General features: G+C 55.5%; 21 protein-coding genes. 3 read left to right on the forward strand and 18 right to left on the reverse strand.

The window, feature by feature from the left end:
- The first annotated feature begins 84 nt into the window (after positions 1-84).
- The 3 genes from leuS (at position 85) to holA (ending at position 4091) form a co-directional block, all read left to right on the forward strand.
- A complete protein-coding gene (leuS, locus tag HO274_RS06585) occupies positions 85-2505 on the forward strand; it encodes a leucine--tRNA ligase (protein ID WP_062187831.1) in 2421 nt (806 codons plus the stop codon).
- Between the two features lie 99 nt (positions 2506-2604).
- Positions 2605-3048 carry an LPS-assembly lipoprotein LptE gene (locus HO274_RS06590; RefSeq protein WP_160171559.1) on the forward strand — a complete coding sequence of 148 codons (444 nt, stop codon included), beginning with the start codon at positions 2605-2607 and terminating at the stop codon, positions 3046-3048.
- 2 nt (positions 3049-3050) lie between these two features.
- Positions 3051-4091, forward strand: coding sequence for a DNA polymerase III subunit delta (gene holA, locus HO274_RS06595; RefSeq protein ID WP_273117873.1), 1041 nt, complete (start codon positions 3051-3053; stop codon positions 4089-4091).
- On the opposite strand, the gene HO274_RS06600 is transcribed toward holA, so the two are convergent.
- The 18 genes from HO274_RS06600 to tsf all read right to left on the reverse strand — a co-directional run bounded on the left by HO274_RS06600 (position 4059) and on the right by tsf (position 22027).
- Positions 4059-4994, reverse strand: a complete 936-nt coding sequence (locus HO274_RS06600) for a methionyl-tRNA formyltransferase (RefSeq protein WP_273117876.1) — start codon at positions 4992-4994, stop codon at positions 4059-4061. The two genes, holA and HO274_RS06600, sit on opposite strands and share 33 nt — an antisense overlap.
- Positions 4991-6232: a formyl-CoA transferase gene (frc, locus tag HO274_RS06605; protein WP_273117878.1), complete on the reverse strand. Its 1242-nt coding sequence runs from the start codon at positions 6230-6232 to the stop codon at positions 4991-4993. Before frc ends, HO274_RS06600 begins: the two co-directional genes overlap by 4 nt.
- A 19-nt stretch (positions 6233-6251) precedes the next feature.
- Positions 6252-7937, reverse strand: a complete 1686-nt coding sequence (locus HO274_RS06610; RefSeq protein ID WP_031597826.1) for a thiamine pyrophosphate-binding protein — start codon at positions 7935-7937, stop codon at positions 6252-6254.
- 104 nt (positions 7938-8041) lie between these two features.
- Entirely contained in the window at positions 8042-8815 is a 774-nt protein-coding gene (locus HO274_RS06615) for a TrmH family RNA methyltransferase (RefSeq protein WP_273117884.1), read from the reverse strand.
- A complete protein-coding gene (locus tag HO274_RS06620) occupies positions 8812-9423 on the reverse strand; it encodes a ribonuclease HII (RefSeq protein WP_273117886.1) in 612 nt (203 codons plus the stop codon). The genes HO274_RS06615 and HO274_RS06620 overlap by 4 nt, the downstream gene beginning before the upstream one ends.
- Positions 9413-10552, reverse strand: a complete 1140-nt coding sequence (gene lpxB / locus HO274_RS06625) for a lipid-A-disaccharide synthase (RefSeq protein ID WP_273117889.1) — start codon at positions 10550-10552, stop codon at positions 9413-9415. The genes HO274_RS06620 and lpxB overlap by 11 nt, the downstream gene beginning before the upstream one ends.
- Before the next feature lie 2 nt (positions 10553-10554).
- Positions 10555-11352, reverse strand: coding sequence for an acyl-ACP--UDP-N-acetylglucosamine O-acyltransferase (gene lpxA / locus HO274_RS06630; RefSeq protein WP_273117892.1), 798 nt, complete (start codon positions 11350-11352; stop codon positions 10555-10557).
- A 9-nt stretch (positions 11353-11361) separates the two neighbouring features.
- Positions 11362-11817: a 3-hydroxyacyl-ACP dehydratase FabZ gene (gene fabZ, locus HO274_RS06635; protein WP_273117893.1), complete on the reverse strand. Its 456-nt coding sequence runs from the start codon at positions 11815-11817 to the stop codon at positions 11362-11364.
- Between the two features lie 21 nt (positions 11818-11838).
- Positions 11839-12876: a UDP-3-O-(3-hydroxymyristoyl)glucosamine N-acyltransferase gene (lpxD, locus tag HO274_RS06640; RefSeq protein ID WP_273117895.1), complete on the reverse strand. Its 1038-nt coding sequence runs from the start codon at positions 12874-12876 to the stop codon at positions 11839-11841.
- 8 nt (positions 12877-12884) lie between these two features.
- Positions 12885-13406, reverse strand: a complete 522-nt coding sequence (locus tag HO274_RS06645) for an OmpH/Skp family outer membrane protein (RefSeq protein WP_031597818.1) — start codon at positions 13404-13406, stop codon at positions 12885-12887.
- 21 nt (positions 13407-13427) lie between these two features.
- Positions 13428-15725 carry an outer membrane protein assembly factor BamA gene (gene bamA / locus HO274_RS06650; protein WP_031597817.1) on the reverse strand — a complete coding sequence of 766 codons (2298 nt, stop codon included), beginning with the start codon at positions 15723-15725 and terminating at the stop codon, positions 13428-13430.
- Between the two features lie 13 nt (positions 15726-15738).
- A complete protein-coding gene (rseP, locus tag HO274_RS06655) occupies positions 15739-17103 on the reverse strand; it encodes an RIP metalloprotease RseP (protein WP_051862449.1) in 1365 nt (454 codons plus the stop codon).
- Positions 17097-18281, reverse strand: coding sequence for a 1-deoxy-D-xylulose-5-phosphate reductoisomerase (gene dxr, locus HO274_RS06660; RefSeq protein ID WP_031597814.1), 1185 nt, complete (start codon positions 18279-18281; stop codon positions 17097-17099). The genes rseP and dxr overlap by 7 nt, the downstream gene beginning before the upstream one ends.
- On the reverse strand, positions 18278-19087 hold the full coding sequence (locus HO274_RS06665) for a phosphatidate cytidylyltransferase (protein WP_031597813.1): 810 nt from the start codon (positions 19085-19087) through the stop codon (positions 18278-18280). Before HO274_RS06665 ends, dxr begins: the two co-directional genes overlap by 4 nt.
- Entirely contained in the window at positions 19066-19824 is a 759-nt protein-coding gene (gene uppS / locus HO274_RS06670) for a polyprenyl diphosphate synthase (protein WP_031597812.1), read from the reverse strand. The genes HO274_RS06665 and uppS overlap by 22 nt, the downstream gene beginning before the upstream one ends.
- 20 nt (positions 19825-19844) lie before the next feature.
- Entirely contained in the window at positions 19845-20402 is a 558-nt protein-coding gene (gene frr, locus HO274_RS06675) for a ribosome recycling factor (RefSeq protein WP_273117905.1), read from the reverse strand.
- A gap of 14 nt (positions 20403-20416) precedes the next feature.
- Entirely contained in the window at positions 20417-21130 is a 714-nt protein-coding gene (gene pyrH / locus HO274_RS06680; RefSeq protein WP_031597810.1) for a UMP kinase, read from the reverse strand.
- Positions 21131-21142: 12 nt separating this feature from the next.
- A complete protein-coding gene (gene tsf / locus HO274_RS06685; protein ID WP_062187839.1) occupies positions 21143-22027 on the reverse strand; it encodes a translation elongation factor Ts in 885 nt (294 codons plus the stop codon).
- Positions 22028-22068: the final 41 nt, after the last annotated feature.

A 22068-nucleotide genomic window follows, 5' to 3' on the forward strand; every position in this document is an offset into this window, starting at 1 on the left:
CTACTTGATTTCCTGCATTATACGGGAGTCCCCCTCATCACCCGTGCACGAGTATAATCACCCCTTTGCCTGACCTGTGCTGCCATGGAAGATTTTTACGATCCCCACACCCTCGAACGTCACTGTCAGGAGGCATGGACCCGCTCGCAACGGTACCGCGCCCTCGAGTTGCCGAACCGTCCGAAATATTATTGCCTGTCCATGTTTCCTTACCCCTCAGGGAAGTTGCACATGGGGCATGTGCGCAACTACACCCTGGGAGATGTGTTGGCCCGCTACCACCGCATGAAGGGGTTCAATGTACTGCAACCCATGGGATGGGATGCCTTTGGCCTGCCCGCCGAAAATGCCGCACTCAAGCAAGGCGTGGCCCCTGCAGAGTGGACTTATCAAAACATCGAAACCATGAAAGGTCAGTTGCAGGCCCTGGGACTGGCCATCGACTGGGAACGGGAAATCACCACCTGCCGCCCGAATTATTATCGTTGGGAACAATGGCTGTTTACCCGGCTGTTTAAAAAAGGATTGATCTATCAAAAAACCGGTACCGTCAACTGGGATCCTGTGGATCAAACGGTTTTGGCCAATGAACAGGTCATTGAAGGACGCGGCTGGCGCTCGGGGGCCTTGGTGGAAAAGCGCGATATCCCCATGTACTACCTGCGCATCACGGCTTATGCCGAAGAGTTGCTGCAGGATCTGGAACGCCTCGATTCCTGGCCGGAACAAGTCAAAACCATGCAACGTCACTGGATCGGACGATCGGAAGGCGTCACCCTTGGTTTCAAGTTGGCTGACCGCGCCACCGACTTGAAGGTTTTTACCACCCGTGCCGACACCCTTTATGGCGTCACTTATTTAGCCATTGCGGCCGAACATCCCCTGGCTCAGGAATGCGCCCGGCAAGACCCCCGATTGGCGGCTTTCCTTCTGGAATGTCGCCAGGGCAGTGTGGCTGAGGCCGACCTGGCCACCCAGGAAAAAAAGGGCTTCCCCACTTCGTTACAGGCCATTCATCCCCTGACCGGACACCTCCTCCCCATCTGGGTGGCCAATTACGTCCTGATGACTTATGGAGAAGGGGCCGTCATGGCGGTACCTGCCCACGATCAGCGTGATTATGAATTTGCGCGCGACCACGGGTTACCCTCGAAAACCGTGATTCGTCCAGTCACGGGAGAAGCCCCCACCGATGCCGCCTTCACCGGAGAGGGCATTCTTTGTCATTCTGAAGATTTTGATGGACGCACCTCTGCAGATGCCCGGGAAAAAATGGCCCTGGTTCTGGAAGCCCTGAACAGTGGAGGACGTCAAACCAAATTTCGCCTGCGCGACTGGGGGGTTTCACGCCAACGCTACTGGGGATGTCCTATCCCTCTGATTCACTGCCCGTCCTGTGGAACCGTTCCGGTTCCGGAAGACCAACTTCCCGTGGTTCTTCCCGAGGAAGTTTCCCTTTCCGGCACAGGGTCACCGCTCAAACAGGACGCTTCCTTTCGCGCCACGACCTGCCCCACCTGCGGGAACCCCGCAGAGCGTGAAACCGATACCCTGGATACCTTTTTTGAATCCTCCTGGTACTATGCCCGGTATGCCTGCCCCGATGCGCCGGCCATGCTGGATGAACGGGTCGATTACTGGTTACCTGTCGACCAGTATGTGGGGGGCGTGGAGCATGCCATCCTGCATCTGTTGTACGCTCGCTTCTTCAACAAACTGCTTCGCGATGAAGGATTGATTCGGACAGATGAACCGTTCACTCGCCTGTTGACCCAGGGCATGGTGCTCAAGGAGGGCAGCAAGATGTCCAAGTCCCTGGGCAACACCGTGGATCCTCAGGCCCTGATCGATACCTTTGGAGCCGATACGGCCCGTTTCTTCATTATCTTCACCAGTCCGCCGGAGCAGTCCCTGGAATGGTCCGATAGCGGGGTTCAAGGGGCGCATCGTTTCCTCAAACGCCTGTGGAATTTTGCCGCCCAGTACCAGGCCCGTCGGCAGGTGAAAGGTGACGGACAAACCCTCGAAACGCCCCATGTGCGCCATGAGGTCCATCGCCTGTTGCAACAGGCAACCCACGACATGGAACGCCAGCAGTTCAATACCGTCACCTCGGCTGCCATGAAAATGCTCAATGCCCTGGAAAAAATTGCCGGGGTCAATGATCCTCTGGCTCAGGAAGGTTTGTCTTTTCTATTACGCATGCTGGCACCCATCACGCCCCATATCAGCGATACCCTCTGGCAACAACTCGGCTTTGGTGAATCCATCCTCGACGAACCCTGGCCTACCCCCGACCCACAGGCACTGGAACGTAAATCCGTGGAACTGGTTCTACAAATCAATGGAAAATTGCGCGGCACACTTTCTGTTCCTACTCACCTGGCTGCAGAAGAGATTGAAAAAATGGCCTTGAGCCATCCCAGCGTGGAAAAGTTTTTGCAGGGGAAAAGCCCGCGCAAGATCATTCTGGTCCCTCAACGATTGGTTAATATTGTGCTCTAAATGCGCTCACTTGCCCGCCTTCTTGCTCTTTTTTCAAGCCCTTGGAAAACCTTTTTTTTCATTCTTTTTCCCCTCACGTTGTGCGCCTGCGGCTTTCACTTGCGCGGTCTCCCCGAGGCTCAATTTCACACCCTGTATCTGGACGGCAAAATGGGGGAAGTGGCAGATCAGGAACTCAAGCAGCAAGTGCTGCACCAGACCCATATTACTTTGGTCAATCAGTCGGATAAAGCCGACGTCGTTTTGACACTTTCTCCAATCCAGAACACCCAACAAATCCTGACCCTCAATGCAGAGGGCACGGTTTCCCAATATACCCTTTACGCCCGCTTGTCCTATCGGGCGTCGGACAATCTGGGGAATGAACTGATTCCGCCTTCTACCCTGACGGTCACACGTTTGTACAATTACAACGTCATCCAGATCCTGGGCAAGCCCGCCGAACAACAATTACTCACCCACGACATGCAAATTGATCTGGTCCATCAACTGCTGCACCGCGTTCTTGCACTGCATCCTGCCCTGGGCACCGCTGCCCACTGAGTATGCGTCTATCCCCCGAGCAGTGGCCATCCCATTTGAACCGTCTGGTTCCACCGCTCACGCTACTCATCGGTTCCGAACCCTTCCTTTCCCTGGAATGTCAGGACCATTGGCGACGAGCCTGCCGTGCCCAAAACTACGAAGAACGTAAAGTCTGGACCGTGGAATCGCGCTTTGCCTGGACTGAAGTAGACCTGCACTGGAACAGCGGTTCCCTGTTTGGTTCACGGTGCGCCGTGGAAATCCATCTACCCAGTGGCAAACCAGGCCCCGAAGGTACCCGGCAACTGGAGAAACTGGCGAATTCTCCCCAAGAAGACAAACGTCTGCTGATTCTCCTGTCCGAATTGGATTACCGGACACGTCAAGCCCCCTGGTTGACCCAATTGCAAACCAAGGCCCTCTGGACGGAAACCCAGCCCGTTCCCCGGAACGCACTTCCCCGATGGATTGCACAGCGCCTGGGACCCTGTCAGGCCAGTTCCGAGGCCCTGGAGTTTCTGGCAGACTGCACGGAGGGCAATCTCTTGGCCACTGCCCAGGAAATCGCCAAACTCTCTCTGCTCTATCCCACTGGCCCCTTGACCCTGGAACAGGTACAGTCCGCCGTCATGGTCATGAGCCGCCACACCCTGACGGATCTGACCCGCGCCTTGAGCCAGGGCAATGGCGCCCAGATACTCTTGCTTCTGCGTTCCCTAAATCAGGAAGGCGAAGCCTTGCCCTTGGTACTCTGGTCCCTGAGCGAAGATTGGCGCGCGACGTATCTGTTGTGTCGAACCCGTGAAGAGGGACGGACACTGTCTCCATCAATTTTCAAGGAAGCCCGATTATGGGGGGAACGACGGCCGTTGCTCGAAGGTTTTTCCCAAAGAACCAGCAGTCGAGCTTGTGCCCAAGCCCTCCAGGGGGCTGCCGAGGTGGATCAACTGGCAAAAGGTCTCGGACATGGAGATCCTTGGGAAACTCTGGGTCAGGTCATTCTCGATTTGTTCCCCCAGAAGTCCCCGTCAACTAGTTCCCAAACACATCCCCACTTGTAGTCCCTGTTCTTCCGCAAAGGGACGGGCATCCACTTTCTTGCCGCCTTCGAGTTTTACCCGCAGAATTTCAATCTGCCCCCCTTGGACGGTGACCAAAAATCCCTGATCGGTCATTCCGGAAATTTCCCCGACTTTACCCCGCACGGCACCAAAAGTTCGGAACAGATGTTTGCGGACTTCAAAAATCTGGAGTTTCTTTCCACCCAGCAAGGTCCAGGCTCCCGGGGCCGGGTTACACCCCCGGATCAGATCATGGATGACCGTCACATGCTGTGCCCAATGAATCTCGGACTCGGCACTCCGACACCAGCCTTCATAACTGGCCAGTTCCTCATCCTGCACCATTTCCTGATGCGTCCCCGCCAATATCTGATCGGTGGCTTCCAGCAAGGCTTGTACGCCCAAGGGGAAAAGATGATCGAAATACAGCGAACCCAAGGTATCTTCCGGCCCAATGGGAACCTTTTTTTGCAGAATAATGGGGCCCTCATCCAGCCCGTCGGTAGGACGAAAAACGGTCAGACCGGTTTCACGATCCCCGCGCAGTATGGGCCAGTTGATGGAACTGGGGCCCCGATAGCGGGGCAGCAGTGAGGGATGGTACTGAATCATTCCATGGGTGGGAATGGTTACAAATTCCTGGGGGACAAATTGCAGTACATAAGCCATGACCCCGATTTCCGGCGCCAGTTCACGCAGGACCTGAATGGCCTCTGGTGTTTTCAGGCTGGGCAATTGAATGACCCGGATCCCCTTTTCCTGAGCAGCCACCCGCAGAGGGTCAGGTCTGGCCCCTTCTTTTTCCGGTGCGCAAAATACGCCCACCACTTCGTCTTGACGGTCCAGAAAGGCTTCCAGCACGGCTTTTCCAAAATCCTGCTGTCCAATGATCACTGCTTTCATTTGTCAAAAGCTCCATTCTGACGATGACGTTCGATGGTCTCGGGCGACCATTGCAGGATTTCCTGCAAAAGTTCATCGGTATGCTCACCCAACAGAGGAGAACGGGTGATGTCCACCTTGTTATTGGACAACTTGATGGGCATCCCGACATTGTGCCAAGGTCCTCGTTCCGGATGGTCCAGTGGAACATACATCTCGCGCAAGTGGACATGCGCATCTTCTGCCAGATCCTGCGTGCTCATGATGGGACCGCAGGGCACATCCAGTTCATTGAGCAAGGCCATCAATTCTTGCTTGGTATGATCCAGCGCAAAATTTTCCAGAATTTGCCACATCTGAGACTGATTTTTACGCCGTTCGGTCAAGGTTGAAAAACGTGGGTCCGTCACCATTGCCTCTCCGCCGATCCGGCGGGCCAAGGCCTCCCAAACCACTTCCTGAACCACCACATAAATGAAATCATTGGGACCTCCGGGCTTGCAACGAATGGCATTCCCCAACTGCCCTCCCCCCGAATCATTACCGCTACGCGGGGTTGCCACACTTTCCGCCGTGGACACCGAGTATTCGGGCAAGGTCCCACGAGTCAAACGCTGATGGTCGCGAAACTTGACCCGACACAGATTCATGACTGCATCCATCATGGCCACTTCCACAAACTGGCCGCGTCCTGTTCGGTGGCGCGCATTGAGTGCAGCCAGGATGCCGATGGCCAAGTGCAGACCGGTCCCCGAATCTCCAATCTGTGCCCCCGTGACCAATGGGGGGCCATCATTGAACCCCGTGGTACTCATGGACCCCCCCATGGCCTGAGCCACGTTTTCATAGGCCTTGAATTCGGCATAGGGGCCGGTAGAGCCGAATCCCTTGATGGAAGCCATGACGATGCGCGGGTTCTTCGCATGAATGGCTTCCCAGTTGTAGCCCAGTCGATCGAGCACGCCGGGGCCAAAATTTTCCATGATGACATCGCATTCCTGCAGGAGGGCTTCAAAGACCTCCTTGCCCGCAGGCTTTTTCATGTTCACCGTAATCGACCGTTTGTTGCAGTTGAGCATGGTGAAATACAGACTGTCTGCTCCGGGAATATCCCGCAACTGTCCACGGGTGATATCACCGCTGGGTGGTTCAAATTTGATCACATCCGCTCCCAACCATGCCAACAGCTGGGATGCCGTGGGCCCGGCCTGCACATGAGTCATGTCAAGGATACGTATACCTGCCAATGCTTTGTCCATGAATCCCTGTCTCCTGCAATTATTTGTACATGGTCTGATTCATCGTTCCGCTAGAATATTTCTCGCGGTCGATGACCACATCCACCAGGGCCGGTTTTCCGGAATCCCGTGCTTTTTCCAGAGCCGGACGGATGTCCGCCGGGTCGGTCACCCGAATCCCGAAGCCCCCCATGGACTCAGCAAAGCGATCAAAGCGCACATCATCAAGGATATTTCCTACATCGCCCCGCTCCGCCCCATACTTCCGGGCTTGTCCGTAACGAATCTGGTTCCAGGAAGCGTTGTTGCCGATCACCCCGACAAAAGGCAATTTGTTACGCACCATGGTTTCGAAATCAAACCCAGTCAAACCGAAGGACCCATCTCCGAACAACACCACCACGTCACGTTCAGGCTGCAACAATTTGGAGGCCATCGCAAACCCTGTCCCCACCCCCAAGGTTCCCAAGGGCCCTGGGTCCATCCACCCCCCGGGTTTATGGGGACGCACCACCGATCCGGAAAAGGTCACAATGTCGCCCCCATCCCCGATATAAACCGTATCTTCCAACAGAAATTCATTGATTTCATGAACCAGCCGGATGGGATGAATGGGCGTGGCATTGGCGTCGATAATGGCCCGGTTCTTGTCCTGGGATTTGGCTTCTTCAGAACGCAATAAATCAAGGAATGGGTCATGACGACGGGCCGTGTCCCCGGCAGAGGCATCGCACAGGCCATTCACCACCGCACGAATGTTCCCGACCAGACCGATGTCAAAATCCCGGTTATACCCCACATTGCGATAATCCATGTCGAGAATGATGATGGTCGCCTTGGGATTGAGACGACGCCCATATCCCATGCGAAAATCCAGGGGTGTTCCCGCCAGAAGGATGACATCGGCCTGATCAAAGGCCGTCTTGCGTGAAGACATCAAACCATAGGGATGAGTACGCGGCAAAGTCCCTCGCGCTGCGCCATTCACATAAATGGGCATATTGAAATGCCGGGCAAGGCGGTCGATGGCCTCATGGGCACGACAGGTACGCGCCTGTGTACCAAACAAGGCGACTGGCCGTTCGGCACGGGCCAACGCCTCGGCAGCCCGGGCAATTTCGTTGGGGTCCCCGATAAACTCGCCCTTGACCCGGTAATTAACCGGAATCCGTACCTTGGACACCTCCACCCGCGCATCCAGAACGTCATGGGGAATTTCCAGATATCCTGGCCCCGGTGCCCCATGAAACATTTCGCGTATCGATTGTCCCATCATTTCCGCGCAACGTTCCGTGGTCATCACCGTGGAAGAAAATTTTGAAATGGGAGTCATCATGGCCACATGGGGCAAGTCCTGCAACGCACCCATGCGATACTGTTTGAGGGGCCCTCCTCCGCCAATCAACAACATAGGACTTTCAGCACGAAAAGCGTTGGCCACCCCCGTCACTGCATCGGTGGTTCCAGGACCTGCCGTCACCACGGCACACCCCACTCCGCCCGTGATCCGTGCCGCCGCATCAGCCGCATGCGCTGCCACCTGCTCGTGACGCACATCCACGATGCGGATTCCTTCGTCCAGACAACCATTATAGATGTCGATAATATGACCGCCGGAGATGGTGAAGATATGCTTGACCCCCTCCTGCTTGAGCATTTTTGCGACAATCTGCCCACCACTCAAGGTTTGGGCATGGTCAGGGGTTGGGGTTGCAGTCGTCTCCATCAATTTCTCCGTCTGGGTCAAACCCCCTCAGGGGGGTTAAGCAAAAATTTTCTTTCAAAGTTTCGATTATAGCCAAGCCCAAGGGTTTTGTCTGAATCCGACCTTCAAGAGGAGCGTAGTTGGCGCTGCCGTTCAAACAACAGAATGGATCCTGCCACCCCCGCGTTAAGGGATTCCACGCCGGCACTCATGGGAACACCTATTCGCTCATGGAGCAGACCCCGAACCTCGTGGGTCAACCCGCTCCCCTCATTCCCGATCACCAGCGCCACTGTCCCTCTGAGATCGAAATCATCATAGGCGCGAGAAGCCCCGCGCTCTGCCCCCAGAATGGTCCCGGAATAACCGGGTAACCAATCTTGCAGGTCCGCACCTTCATGCAAGGTCAATTGAAAATGGGCCCCCATTCCCGCACGCAATACTTTGGGAGACCAAACCTGCACGGTCCCCGTAGCGCAAACCACGGTGGACATTCCTGCCGCTGCAGCAGAGCGCAGGAGCGTTCCCACGTTACCTGGATCCTGCAAACCATCCAGCACCAGACAGGATTCTTCTGTGGGCAAGGAAGCGGGCGCAGCAGGCCAGAAAACCAGCGCAGCCACCCCGCCAGGTGACTGGAGAGAAGAGTATTCATCAAACAGATCATCGGCAATCACCACGGCTTCCGGCCACAGGGAATGGCTTTGCAAGGCACACACTTCCGGATCTGCCACGGCGCTCGCGCGAATGAACCAATGCAGGGGAACCCCACCTTTGGCTTGGTAAGCTTGTAGCAAATGCGCTCCTTCCAATACCGTTTGTCGTTCTTTGCGGCGAACATGGGCGGACTCTGCCAGGCGCCCCCACAGGCGCAAGGCAGGGGAACGAGCAATTTTCATGGCAACAGCGCCCGCACCGGGGCAAAACTGCGCCGGTGCTCGGGACAAGGCCCCTGGCGCTGGAGTGCAGCACGATGTGCCGCACTGGCATAGCCCTTATGCCGCTCGAAACCATAGCCCGGATAAAGGTCAGCCATGTGAATCATATGCGCATCACGCACTGTTTTGGCCAGAATGGAAGCAGCGGAGATGCTGGTCACCCGTTGGTCCCCTTTGACCACCGCTCGACTGAGCCGGGAAAAGGAGGGAGCATGAAGTCCATCCACCCAAACCTCCGTGGGTGCCTGCGTCAGCCCTGCCAAGGCCCTTTGCATCGCCAATAACGTGGCCTGCAAAATATTCAGGGCATCGATTTCTGCTGCAGAAGCTTCTCCAATAGCCCAGGTCAGAGCTACCGCCCTGATTTCAGTGGCCAGACAGATGCGCTGGGGAGGACTTAACAATTTTGAATCCTTCAACCCCTTCAACTCCACCCCTATGGGCAGAATGACGGCAGCTGCCAGCACCGGACCGGCCAGGGGCCCCCGTCCGGCCTCATCCACGCCACAGGCGCCGGCGGGAAATTCAGGCAGGCTATCCTGAGCACGGTAACAAAAATCAGGGCGCATGGGTCAATGCCCTTTCCACACCACGCACCAATGCGCCCATGGTATCGGCTTGCAGCCTTCGGCGTACCTCCTGAAAGGACTGGCGCATCTCTGCACGACGGTCGGCATCCCGCAGCAAATTACCCAATTCTTCGGCCAAACGGTCGGGAGTCGCCTGTTCTTGCAAAATCTCGGGAACCACGGCACGCCCCAGGATGATATTGGGCAATCCCACCCAGCCCTTCACCCCCTTGCGCCGCACCAGCCAAGCCGTCAACCCGGACAACCGATAGGTCAGAATCTGGGGACATTCCAGCAAGGCGGCTTCCAGCGTTGCGGTACCAGAAGCCACCAGGGCTACCTCGGCGCCGGCGAGAATGCGGGTAGCATCTTCTTCAAATACCGTCACCGGCAAGGAGGCATAGGCCGGTTCACGCAACAATCGCTGAAAATAGTCTCGGGTTCCCGCATTGATCAAGGGAACGGCAAAACGCCGTTGTGGAAAATCCCGCTGAAGACGCAATGCCGTCTCCAGAAACAGGCGCCCGTGATATTCCAGTTCGGACATTCGACTGCCGGGCAACAAGGCGATCCAGTCCCCCGACCAGGTGGGGTCCAAAGCCGCACGGGCCTGGACTCGGTCTGGTGGAGGCAGACGGTGCACCAAAGGATGACCGATGTAAGTCAGAGGAATGCCCGCTTGTTCGAAAATCGGGGCTTCAAAAGGGAAAATGGAGAGAATGCCGGAGACAGCCGCACGAATTCCAGGCAACCGTTCTGCACGCCAGGCCCAGACAGTGGGTGCTACCATCTGCAAGGTGGGAATGCGTCCCTCCTTGAGCGCTTTCTCTAACCCCAGATTGAAGTCAGGGGCATCGATGCCCACAAAAAGATCGGGCGGATGACTCAGAAAATGACGCCGCAACTGCCACCGAATCCACAACAGGCGTGGGAGTGCACGCAGCACTTCCCAATAACCCCGCACCGACAAAGTTTCCATGGGAAACAGGGAGCGGGCCCCCAGGGCCTGCATGCGCGGACCCGCAATGCCCTCAAAAGTTGCCTCAGGATAATGTTGACGCACGGCATGCATCAAGGCTTCCCCCAGCATATCTCCGGACGCCTCCCCTGCCACCACGCCAATGCGCATGATCAGCGTAGGATGCCGCGGGCAGACTGGGCAAGAAACTCCTGCAGGGGAAGTACGCAGGGCGCATTCTGCGCCAGAAGCGTCAGTTCCTGCTGGGCCTGTTCCAGGGATAATCCCGAACGATATAACCTGCGGTATGCCTGTTTGAGCACACTCAACTCTTCTGTCGTGAATCCTCGGCGCTTCAACCCTTCTGCATTGATGCCGTGGGGTGCCGCCGGAATTCCTGCCACCAGCAGATAAGGAGGAACATCCTGAGTGATGACCGCAGAAATGCCAATGAAACTGTGTGCACCAATCCGTACGAATTGGTGCACCCCAACAAACCCCCCCAGCGTCACCCAGTCGCCCACATGAACATGCCCGGCCAAGGTGGCATGGTTGGCAAAAGTGGTATGGTGACCCACCTGACAGTCATGGGCCAGATGAACGTAGGCCATGATCCAGTTATGGTTCCCCAGTCGGGTCACCCCCACATCCTCTTCGGTCCCCAGATTGAAGGTACAAAACTCGCGAATGGTGTTGTCATCGCCAATCTCCAAGGCCGACTCTTCACCCCGGTACTTTTTGTCCTGAGGCTCGCCACCCAAAGAACAAAATGAGTAGATCCGGTTACGTTGGCCGATGGTGGTTCGGCCTGCAATGCGCACATGGTCATGGATGACCGTTCCTGCGCCCACCGTGACACCGGGACCGATCAAACTGTAAGCGCCGACCCGCACATTGGGCGCCAGTACTGCGTCAGGATGAATCAAGGCCGTCGGATGACGGAGAACATCTTCAGAATTCCAGGGATTCATGAATGGGTTTTACGCGGATTCGACCAGATTTTTTTCTGCGCACATCAGTTGGGCCTCAGCCGCCACGCGATCTTCCACCCAGGCTTTGGCAGAAAACTTCCAGATTTTATAGGAATGCCGCAACAGGGAGACCTCAAGCCGCAACTGATCGCCGGGAAAAACCGGATTGCGAAAACGGGCTTGATCAATTCCGACGAAATAGGTCATGATTTTTCCATCCGGCTTGATGCCTTCCGTCTTGAAACTGAGCAGAGCAGCTGCTTGAGCCAGGGATTCGATGATCAACACACCGGGCATGACCGGATGGTGAGGGAAATGTCCTTGAAAATACTCTTCATTACGACTGACATTTTTGATCGCCACAATGGACTTGCCCGGCGTAACCTCCAGAACCCGATCGACCATGAGAAAAGGATACCGATGAGGAAGGTATTCCATGATTTCATTGATGTCCATGCCACTCATCGTTCATTCTCCCTTCTTAATTTAGTGATCATGCTGCACCTGCGCCATTTCAAGCCTGCGAATCCGTTCTGCCCATTCTGGAAGCCCCCTCAAATGCGCCAAAGTATGTAACCACTCGCGATGAGGCTGACTGGGAATGGCCGAAGTATATACTCCAGGTTGGGTGATGGACTTGGTGATCAAGGAAAATCCGGACACCGTAACGCCGTCACAAATCTCCACGTGCCCCACAATGCCCACGCCTCCACCAATTCGACAGCGCGCTCCGATCCGGGAACTCCCTGAAATACCCGTACACCCCGCAATCACGGTATGAGCCCCGATTCGGCAGTTATGAGCAATCTGAATCAGGTTATCCAACTTGACCCCTTCCTCGATGACCGTATCCTCAATGGCCCCGCGATCGATGGTGGTGTTGGCCCCGATTTCCACATCGGCCCCGATACGCACACTCCCCACCTGGGGAATCTTTAACCATCGTCCTTCCTGCCAGGCCATCCCAAAACCATCTGCTCCGATCACGACGCCGGAATGCACCAGGGTGCGGGGGCCTAAGGTCACGCCTGCATACAGGGTGACGCGCGGATACAGGAATACGTCCTGAGCCAGGTGAACCCTTTCACCCACATACCCACCTGCCCCCACCACCACTCCATCGTCGATCAGGGCACCCGCCTCGATTACCGCTTGCGCTCCGATACTGGCGAGGGGGGAGATCCGTGCCTCGGGATGAATCTCTGCCGTCCCATGAATACCCGGTTGGGGCCTGACCTCAGGAAAAAGTTTCTGGGCTACCCGAGCATAACATCCATGCGGGTTGTCCGTGATCAAGCAGGGCAAATCCGTGGCTTCCCGATCCTGTTTCTTGAGAATCACGGCGGTGGCGCGCGTACGACCCAATTGCGCCCGATACAGCGGATTGGTCAAAAAAGTGATCTCGCCAGGCTCCGCCCCCTCCAGAGTCCCCACTCCTTCAATCAGGGTGCAGGGATCTCCCTCAACCTCGACGCCACAGATCCGGGCCAGTTCGCCCAGGGTGTAAGTACACTGTCCACGCATGAATGAAGTTATTTACCGCCACTACTACTGCCGCTATCGATGATCCGGATGACCTTGTCGGTGATATCGATGCGGGGTCCGGCATAAATGGCATCCGTCAGAATCAGGTCATAATTCTCTGTAGTGGCAATTTCCTTGATAGCTTTGTTGGCCCGTTCCTGAATGGAAGCGAATTCCTCGTTGCGACGCGTATTGAGATCTTCCCGAAATTCCCGTTGCATGCGTTGAAAATCGCGGTTCAGATTGGCCAGATCACGCTCCTTGTGTGCGCGTTCGCCCTCGCTCATGGTCATTCCGTTCTTGTCCAGTTCGGCTTGCTGTTCCTGGATCTGCTTACCCATTTTTTGCAATTCTACCTGGCGTTTGTCAAATTCTTTCTCCAGCTTTTTAGTGGCCGCCTGAGCAGGCGCTGCCTCGCGAAAAATTCGCTCAATATTGATCCAACCCACCTTCAGTTCGATGGCCATGACCGATGAACTCAATAAAAAGAAGGCGAACAGCAAGGAAACGGATTTGGCGATCTTATGCATGTGGGGCATCTCTCTTCAAGTTTAGAACGTATTACCTAACTGAAATTGCAGTCGCTCAATGTTATCAGTGACTGAGTTATAGTGAAAGGGGGCGGCGTAACTGAACTCGAGGGGCCCCATGGGCGAATACCAGGACAGGGCAACCCCTGCAGAGTAACGCAGTTGCGGGATTGAAAAGCCCTGATTGTAGCCGTAAACGTTCCCGGTATCCACGAACGTACTCAGGCGGAAAGACTTGTCCGTACCCTTCGAACCCGGCAAGGGAAAGAAGTATTCGGCACTGCCTGTAATCATCTTGTTCCCTCCAAGGTTCAGGAGGTTACCATAATTATCATAAACCTGGGGTCCCAGACTGCCCGGGAAGTATCCCCGCACTGATCCTACCCCACCGGCAAAGAAGTTTTTGTAGAAAGGCAAGGGTACCCCCCCATAACCATTGGCATAACCCAACTGACCTGACAGGGAAAGTGTCGTATTCTGACTCACGGGAGTGAGTACCTGCTCACTGGCCGTTGCTCGGTAGTAAGTCAGATTTTCACCAGGTACCCCCACTTCCACTCCATATTTCTGGCTCCACCCCTTCATCGGGTAGATGATGCTGTCCCGGGTATCGTGGGTATACCCCATACTCACCTTGATAGCCTTGGCCTGTGAACCGAACTGGTTGACGAAATCCACATACTCCGCAGGACTGGTGTTGAACACCCCTACGCTGGTGGCTTCAAATCCATACCCGAGAGAATAGGCGTTCACTTCCGAAACCGGTATGGTATAGGTCACATCGGCTCCCAAAGTCCGGGTCGAATAGGGACTGACCCCGATCAGATAGGAGGTATCGATGGAACGGTCATACAAACTGATGGTACGGGCGATGCCTTCCTCGGTCCAATAGGGATTGGTATAGGCAACGGAATAGGTGCGTGTCACCAAGCCGGTACTGACTCCGAAGGAAAGTGAGTTACCACTCCCAAACAGGTTGCTCTGGGTAATCCCCGCACTCAAAATGATGCCTTCGGCATTGGAGTAGCCTGCCCCCAACTGGATGGAACCGGTCTGGCGTTCTGCCACCGTAAAGTTGACGTCCACCTGATCGGTGGTGCCGGGCACGGGCGGACTGTCCACCGTTACCTCGGAGAAGAAACCCAGACGGTCGATCCGTTCCTTGGAACGGTTGACCTTCTCCACAGAGTACCAGGCCCCTTCCATCTGGCGGATTTCGCGCCGAATCACTTCATCCCGGGTCGTGGTATTCCCATAAATATTGACCCGGCGCACGTACACCCGTCTTCCGGGGTCGATGACAAAGGTAAAAGCGGCGGTATGGTGCTCCTTGTCGATTTCCGGATTGGCATTGATATTGGCAAAGGAGTAACCATCCTTGGCCAATCGATCCGCAATCGCCTTGGTGGAAGTCGTGACTTTTTCGCGAGAGAACAAATCCCCCGGTTTGAGTGTGAGCAGTTTTCGCAACTCTGCTTCAGGTACCAAAAATTGGCCCGCCAGTTTCACATCCGACACCCTATAGGGTTGTCCTTCGGTGATATTAACGCTGATATAGACATCCTGTTTGTCCGGGGAAATGGACACCTGAGTGGAATCCACGGCAAACTCCAGGTAACCCCGATCCTGATAATAGGAACGCAAGGCCTCCAGGTCACCGGACAATTTCTGTTTGGAATACTGATCATTTTTGGTGTACCAGGACAGCCAGTTGGGCGTATTCAACTGTAGTTGGTCCTGCAGTTCCTTGGCGGAAAAAGCATGGGCTCCGACAATGTTGATTTCACGAATGTGCGCTGCTTCCCCTTCCACAATGTTAAAGGCCAGTGCCACTCGATTGCGGGGAAGCGGGGTCACAGTGGTGGATACTTGCGTCGAATATTTTCCTTTTCCCAGATACTGTCGTTTGAGTTCTTTCTCTGCCTTGTCCAGCAAGGATTTATCATAGATCCGAGATTCTGCAATCCCAATGGTTTTCAAGGCATCCTTGAGTTGATCCTTGGTAAAGGATTTTGCACCGTTGATTTCAAGACGGGCGATGGAAGGACGTTCCTGGACGTAGACCACCAGAACATTACCATCGGATTCAAGGCGCACATCGGAAAAAAACCCGGTGTCATAGAGCGCCTTCAGCGCGGCAGAAGCTTTCTCCGTGGTAATGGTATCGCCCACCTTGAGGGGCAGATAACTGAAAATCGTCCCCGGTTCGATCCGTTGTGCGCCTTCCACCCGGATATCCTGAATCGTGATCGGCGCCAAGGCCAACGCCAGTGAACTCCAACACATCCAGAACAGAAATATCAGTGAACGAAAAAACATGAGATAAGCAGAATCAGTGATTAAAAAAATGGCGCAAATCATTAAGGAAGGAAAAAACCATGAGTCCCGCCAGCAAAAAAAAGCCAAACCGCTGGGTGAGACTCATGATTTCTGCGGACAAAGGTCGACCCCTCACCCACTCCACCGCATGATACAACAAATGCCCCCCATCCAATAAGGGAATAGGCAATAAATTAAGGACCCCCAAGCTGATACTGATCAACGCCATGAATTGTAAATAGGGTAATAACCCCAGGCGAGCACTGTCTCCCGCCAGCGATGCGATCCGGACCGGCCCTCCCAGATTATCCAGGGAAGCCTGTCCTGTGATCATCTGACCAAAGGAATTCAGGGTCAACAGGGTGAGTGACCCGGTTTTTACGGCACCATGCCAAAGCGCCCTCAGAGGAGAATCCTTGTCAAGAACCGTCCATTGACGGCGCATGGCCTCGGTAACCTGCGGGCTGATGCCAATCCGCCCGATCTGGTGCCCATTGGGCAATTCCACTGCCCGGGGAATGACCTGAACTCGCCGGGTTTGACCGGCACGCTGTAGTTCTATTTCCACCACGGCCTGGGGATGATTTTCCACGATCCTTACCACTTGCACCCAGGTTTCCACCGGTTGTCCCGCCACCCGCAGCAACCGATCCAAAGGTTTCAGTCCGGCCTTGTCCGCCACGCTGTCCGGAATGACCTGTCCCACCACCGGAGGCAAGGGGGGAGTCCACAAATGAAAACCGCTCCCTTCCACCCCTTCTTCTGTCGCCGAGGTGACTTGTGCTGTGGTCAGTGGATGTACTTTTTCCTGGCCTTGGTCATTCCGTGTCACCAACGTCACGGTGCCCCGACCCCGAACCGCTCCGGGCCATTCCAACTCGAAGTCCTGCCAGGTGCGGATCGCCCCTCCTTCCAGACTGGACACACACTCCCCCGCCCGGATCCCCGCTTTCCACGCCAGGGTACCTGGCTCTGGTGCGTCCAGACAAGGTCGCTGTCCGGGAATCCCCAGTGCATAAAGCAAACTGAATAATAACCAGGCCAACAGAAAATTCGCCAAGGGACCCGCCACCACAACCGCACTTCGTTGGGCCAGGGATTTTTGGTTGAAGGCCTGGTGGACTTCTCGCGGAGACACTGGCCCCTCACGTTCGTCCAGCATGCGTACGTATCCACCCAGTGGAATGAGAGCCACTACCCACTCAGTTCCGTTTTTTGCTTGTCGACGCCATATCGGACGCCCAAAACCGATGGAAAAACGCAGGACTTTGACTCCAACCCATCGGGCCACCGCGAAATGCCCCAACTCGTGAATGAAGATCAGACAACTGAGCGCCAGCAAGAAAGCCCCAAGGGTACCCACGCCCCCATTCAACACGGGTTTCTCCCGGACAGAATCAACTCAGCGGAGTGTCGCGCCCGTCGATCCGCCTCCATGACTTCTTCCAAGGTGGTACATGCTTGAGTGGGAAGTTGGTCGAGCACCTGCGCAATGGTGTCGGTAATCGCCCGAAAATTCAAGTGTCCCGCCAGGAACGCCGCCACCGCTACCTCATTGGCTGCATTCAGCAGGGCAGGAGCCGTTCCCCCGGCCTGCATGGCCTGTTCTGCCAGTGCCACTGCTGGAAAACGTTGCCGCTCCAAAGGCAAAAAAGTTAAAGGCCCCGCCACGGTCAAATCCAGCAAAGGCACACCGGAGGATTGACGTTGGGGGTAGGCCAAGGCATGGGCAATGGGAATCCTCATGTCCGTGTGTCCCAATTGGGCCAAGAACGAACCATCGATGAACCCCACCAGAGAGTGAATCAGGCTCTGGGGATGAATGACGATTTCAACTTTTTCAGGCGGCAAGCCAAATAACCAGCAGGCTTCAATCAACTCCAACCCCTTGTTCATCATGGTTGCCGAGTCCACCGAAATCTTTTTACCCATACGCCATTTGGGGTGCTGACACGCTTGTTCCGGCGTGACTTTTACCAAATCCTGCAACGGAGTGTTCAGGAAAGGGCCCCCGGAGGCCGTCAATAGCACTTTTTCCACGCCAGAACGACCTCCTTCGTCCTTCGGCCAGCATTGAAAAATGGCATTATGCTCGCTGTCCACGGGAAGCAGACAAGCGCCACCCTGCACAACGGCCTGCATCATCAAGGGACCGGACATGACCAGAGATTCTTTATTGGCCAGAAGTATTTTTTTCCCCGAGCGGGCCGCTGCCAAAGTGGATGCCAAACCCGCAGCGCCTACAATGGCCGCCATCACCGTGGTGACTTCCGGAGCCGAAGCAACCTCTTCGAGGGCCCCTTCCCCTGCCCTCAATACCGTGGGACAGTGGGGGTCCAACATGCGCAGGATCCGTGCCAGTTCATCCAGTTGAGCCGCCTCGGGCACCACAGCCAGACGGGGACGAAAGTCCACGCACTGACGTGCCAATCCAAGTAGATTACGATGCGCGGTCAAGGCATGAATTTCATAGCATTCCGGATGTCGTCGAAGGACCTCCAGGGTACTTACGCCGATGCTGCCGGTGGCGCCCAGAATGGTCAAGTGTTGCTTCATGCTCCCCCCAGCAGATGAATGCTCAGGGCGGCCAGGGGAAGCGTCGCCGTCAGCGCATCGATTCGGTCCAGAACCCCGCCATGCCCCGGCAATCCACTGCCGCTGTCCTTGACGCCGGCACAACGTTTGATCCAGGATTCAAACAGATCTCCCAAAATACCCAACCCCACCAGGCCCCAAATGAGCAGGAACCAGACCCATCCCAGGTGATTGACCAGTTGGGCCATGGGGGAGGATCCCATGGATGCCAGTTTCCACCAGACCCCTCCATAGACCGTCGCTGCCAGCCCTGCACCCGCCACGCCTTCCCAGGTTTTTCCCGGACTGATAGAGGGGGCTAATCGGTGTTTCCCCCAGATACGACCGGTAAAATAAGCCGCGCTGTCGGATATCCAGAGTACGGCCATGAGGGCCAGAAGCACGAGGTTACCCTGATGTTGTAGCAGTGTGAGGGACCAGCCTGTGGGAAGCAGTACCAGGAAACCGACGGCGAGAAGAGGGATTCCACTGACCTGCCATTGCTGTTTCATCCACAGCGGAACCAGGGCAACCCAGAAGACCAGAGATACTTCCATCCACAGGTTTTGCCAGAAAGGCTCCCCTCCAATCTGATAAAACAGCAGGAGCAGCAGGGCATACAGGCAGCGCTGCCAGAAAATCGCTTTCGCCAGCCCTGCCCACTCCCAACCCGCCCAAAGCATGACCCCAGCCACCAGGCCATCCCAGACTTGAGGGGGAGCCCAGAACAAACTCAGACCCACCACCAATAAAAGTACAGACGCGGTCAGGAGCCGTGTGCGGAGCATTGTTCACTGGTCCGACCAAAACGTCGTTCACGGCTCTGATAGGAAAGAATGGCCTGATCCAGCGCAACCCGATCAAAGTCTGGCCAGAGAGTTTCGGTAAAATAAAATTCTGTGTAGGCCAATTGCCAAAGCAGAAAATTGCTGATGCGCTGCTCACCCCCGGTGCGAATGAACAAGTCGGGTTCTGGCAAGTCACCCAGGCAGAGATGCGCCTGCAAATCCGCTTCGGTCATGGAGTGCACCGAGGAAAGATTGGCTCGGTGCCAGGCGTTGACTGCCTGTAGAATATCCCAACGTCCCCCATAATTCACCGCAAGTGTCAAGGTCAGCGCCTGGTTATCCAAAGTCAAACGTTCTGCTTCTTCGATCAGCGCCTGCAATTTTTTACCCAGGGGAGAGCGGTCTCCGATCACGCGTAAACGCACTCCAGCCCCGTGCAGTTGCTGAATTTCTTTTTCCAGCATGTGCATGAAAAGTTGCATGAGCAAACTGACCTCATCTGCTGGACGGCGCCAGTTTTCACTGCTGAAAGCAAATAGGGTCAGGTAGGGAATGCCCTGTTGCAAGCCAGATTCCACCAGGGTACGCACCGCCTCGCTTCCCTTGCGATGTCCTGCAATCCGCGGCAAAAGACGCCGACGAGCCCAGCGCCCATTGCCGTCCATGATGATGGCAATATGGCGAGGAATCGTAGCGACGTCCGGAATCGTCTGGGTGGAACTTTTTACCCTGACCATGGCAGGTTCGCGCCGAACCGTCAAACCGCCATCAACTCGGCTTCCTTGACGGCCAGCATCTTGTCGATTTCTTGAATGAAGCGATCGGTCATTTTCTGGATGTCCTCCTGCGCACGCCGCTCCTCATCTTCCGAAAGAGTTTTGGCTTTGACCATATCCTTGAACTGTGCCAGGGCATCCCTTCGAATATTTCGTATCGCCACGCGTCCGCCTTCGGATTCAGCCTTGACCACTTTGGTCAGGTCGCGCCGCCGTTCTTCGGTTAAAGAAGGCATGGGCACCCGGATCAGATCCCCCTGAGAGGAAGGATTGAGACCGAGGTCAGACTCCCGGATGGCCTTTTCGATCACCGCACCCATTTTTTTCTCGTAGGGATTGACCCCAATGGTTCGGGCATCCACCAGATTGATGCTCGCCACCTGGCTAAGCGGAGTAGGGGTTCCGTAATAATCCACTCGAATGTGATCCAGCAAACCGGCATGGGCTCGCCCCGTTCGCACCTTGGCCAAATCCGCCTTGAGGGTTTCCACGGATTTGGCCATTTTCTGTTCGGTAGTCTTTTTGATATCGGAAATCATCTGACATGACCCTTTCAATTCGTCACGAAGGTGCCTTCGGGTTCGCCCCGAACAACACGCATCAAAGCACCCGGTTTAAAAATGCTAAACACGCCAATGGGCAGGTTCTGATCCCGACACAGAGTCAGTGCCGTCGCATCCATCACTTTCAGATTGTTGACAATGGCCTCTTCAAAGGTAAGGCGTAAATAGCGGCGAGCATCCGGGTTCTTTTTCGGATCATCCGTATAAATCCCGTCCACTTTGGTTGCTTTGAGCACTACCTCCGCACTGATCTCTGCTCCTCGCAGCGCCGCTGCCGTATCCGTCGTAAAAAACGGATTGCCCGTCCCCGCAGCAAAAATCACCACCTTGCCTTCTTCCAGATAACGCAATGCCTTGCCACGAATGTAAGGTTCAGCCACCTGCTCCAGATTCAGGGCCGACTGAACCCGGCTAACCACCTCCACCCGACGCATGGCATCCTGCAAAGCCAAGGCATTCATGACCGTGGCCAGCATTCCCATGTAATCGGCGGTGGCGCGATCCATTCCTATGGCACCAGGTGCCAGCCCCCGAAAAATATTGCCCCCTCCAATCACCACGGCAACTTGCACACCCTGTCGCACAACGGCGGCAATCTCGGCCACGATACGATCGATCGTGGCTCGATTGATGCCGTACGCATCCTCCCCCATCAGAGCTTCGCCCGACAATTTCAAGAGAATGCGTTGGTAAGCAAGTTTCATGGTCTTCCCTGATTAAGCCATCGTACCTGCGGCTGCGGCGACTTCATCGGCAAAGTTCTCGACTTTTTTCTCGATACCCTCGCCCACCACCAGCATGGAGAAGCGTTGCACGCTGGCACCCCGACTTTTGAGCAAAACTTCCACGGTTTGGTCCGGATTCTTGACAAAGGGTTGCCCAACCAGGGTTACCTCGGCCAAATATTTCTGAACCCGCCCCTCCACCATCTTGGCGATGATCTCTGCAGGTTTTCCTGACTCTGCTGCTTGCGCCGTGTAAATTTCGCGCTCGTGCTGGAGCAACTCAGCGGGAATCTCTGTCCTGGAAACACATACCGGTTTGCTGGCTGCAATATGCATGGCAATGTCACGGCCCAGCGCCCCATCTCCCCCGATCATATCCACCAACACGCCAATTTTTTGCCCGTGCTTGTACTGAGCCAGATGCCCCGTGGTCTCGTAACGAGTAAAACGACGCAAGGTCATATTTTCACCCAACTTCATGACCAGAGCCTGCCGCACGTCTTCAAGAACGCCGCCACCGGGCAGAGAACACTGAGCCAATGCCTCCACTGTCGCCGGGTTGTTGTGCACCACACACTCGGCTGCCGCGCGCGCAAAGTCCATGAACTCTTCATTCTTGGCCACAAAGTCAGTTTCGCAGTTGACTTCCACCAGCGCGCCAACCCGGGCATCGGCATGGATAGCCACCGCCACCACACCTTCCGCCGCCACCCTGGTGGCGGCTTTGCTGGCCTTGGCTCCGCTCCGAATGCGCAACAGGTCTTCCGCGGCTTTCATATCTCCCTGAGCCTCGGTCAATGCCTTCTTGCATTCCATCATCCCCAAGCCTGTACGTTCACGCAGTTCTTTCACCATCGATGCGGTAATTTCCGCCATAGCCCACTCCTTACAATTAATCTGGAAACCCCTGCCTGGCA

This window comes from Ferrovum myxofaciens, from assembly GCF_013181415.1.
Classification (GTDB): Bacteria; Pseudomonadota; Gammaproteobacteria; order Burkholderiales; family Ferrovaceae; genus Ferrovum; species Ferrovum myxofaciens.

Coding starts and splice junctions, on each gene's coding strand:
- leuS (WP_062187831.1), top strand. CDS start 85: ATGGAAGATTTTTACGATCCCCACACCCTCGAACGTCACTGTCAGGAG.
- holA (WP_273117873.1), top strand. CDS start 3,051: ATGCGTCTATCCCCCGAGCAGTGGCCATCCCATTTGAACCGTCTGGTT.
- HO274_RS06600 (WP_273117876.1), bottom strand. CDS start 4,994: ATGAAAGCAGTGATCATTGGACAGCAGGATTTTGGAAAAGCCGTGCTG.
- frc (WP_273117878.1), bottom strand. CDS start 6,232: ATGGACAAAGCATTGGCAGGTATACGTATCCTTGACATGACTCATGTG.
- HO274_RS06610 (WP_031597826.1), bottom strand. CDS start 7,937: ATGGAGACGACTGCAACCCCAACCCCTGACCATGCCCAAACCTTGAGT.
- HO274_RS06615 (WP_273117884.1), bottom strand. CDS start 8,815: ATGAAAATTGCTCGTTCCCCTGCCTTGCGCCTGTGGGGGCGCCTGGCA.
- HO274_RS06620 (WP_273117886.1), bottom strand. CDS start 9,423: ATGCGCCCTGATTTTTGTTACCGTGCTCAGGATAGCCTGCCTGAATTT.
- lpxB (WP_273117889.1), bottom strand. CDS start 10,552: ATGCGCATTGGCGTGGTGGCAGGGGAGGCGTCCGGAGATATGCTGGGG.
- lpxA (WP_273117892.1), bottom strand. CDS start 11,352: ATGAATCCCTGGAATTCTGAAGATGTTCTCCGTCATCCGACGGCCTTG.
- fabZ (WP_273117893.1), bottom strand. CDS start 11,817: ATGAGTGGCATGGACATCAATGAAATCATGGAATACCTTCCTCATCGG.
- lpxD (WP_273117895.1), bottom strand. CDS start 12,876: ATGCGTGGACAGTGTACTTACACCCTGGGCGAACTGGCCCGGATCTGT.
- HO274_RS06645 (WP_031597818.1), bottom strand. CDS start 13,406: ATGCATAAGATCGCCAAATCCGTTTCCTTGCTGTTCGCCTTCTTTTTA.
- bamA (WP_031597817.1), bottom strand. CDS start 15,725: ATGTTTTTTCGTTCACTGATATTTCTGTTCTGGATGTGTTGGAGTTCA.
- dxr (WP_031597814.1), bottom strand. CDS start 18,281: ATGAAGCAACACTTGACCATTCTGGGCGCCACCGGCAGCATCGGCGTA.
- HO274_RS06665 (WP_031597813.1), bottom strand. CDS start 19,087: ATGCTCCGCACACGGCTCCTGACCGCGTCTGTACTTTTATTGGTGGTG.
- uppS (WP_031597812.1), bottom strand. CDS start 19,824: ATGGTCAGGGTAAAAAGTTCCACCCAGACGATTCCGGACGTCGCTACG.
- frr (WP_273117905.1), bottom strand. CDS start 20,402: ATGATTTCCGATATCAAAAAGACTACCGAACAGAAAATGGCCAAATCC.
- pyrH (WP_031597810.1), bottom strand. CDS start 21,130: ATGAAACTTGCTTACCAACGCATTCTCTTGAAATTGTCGGGCGAAGCT.
- tsf (WP_062187839.1), bottom strand. CDS start 22,027: ATGGCGGAAATTACCGCATCGATGGTGAAAGAACTGCGTGAACGTACA.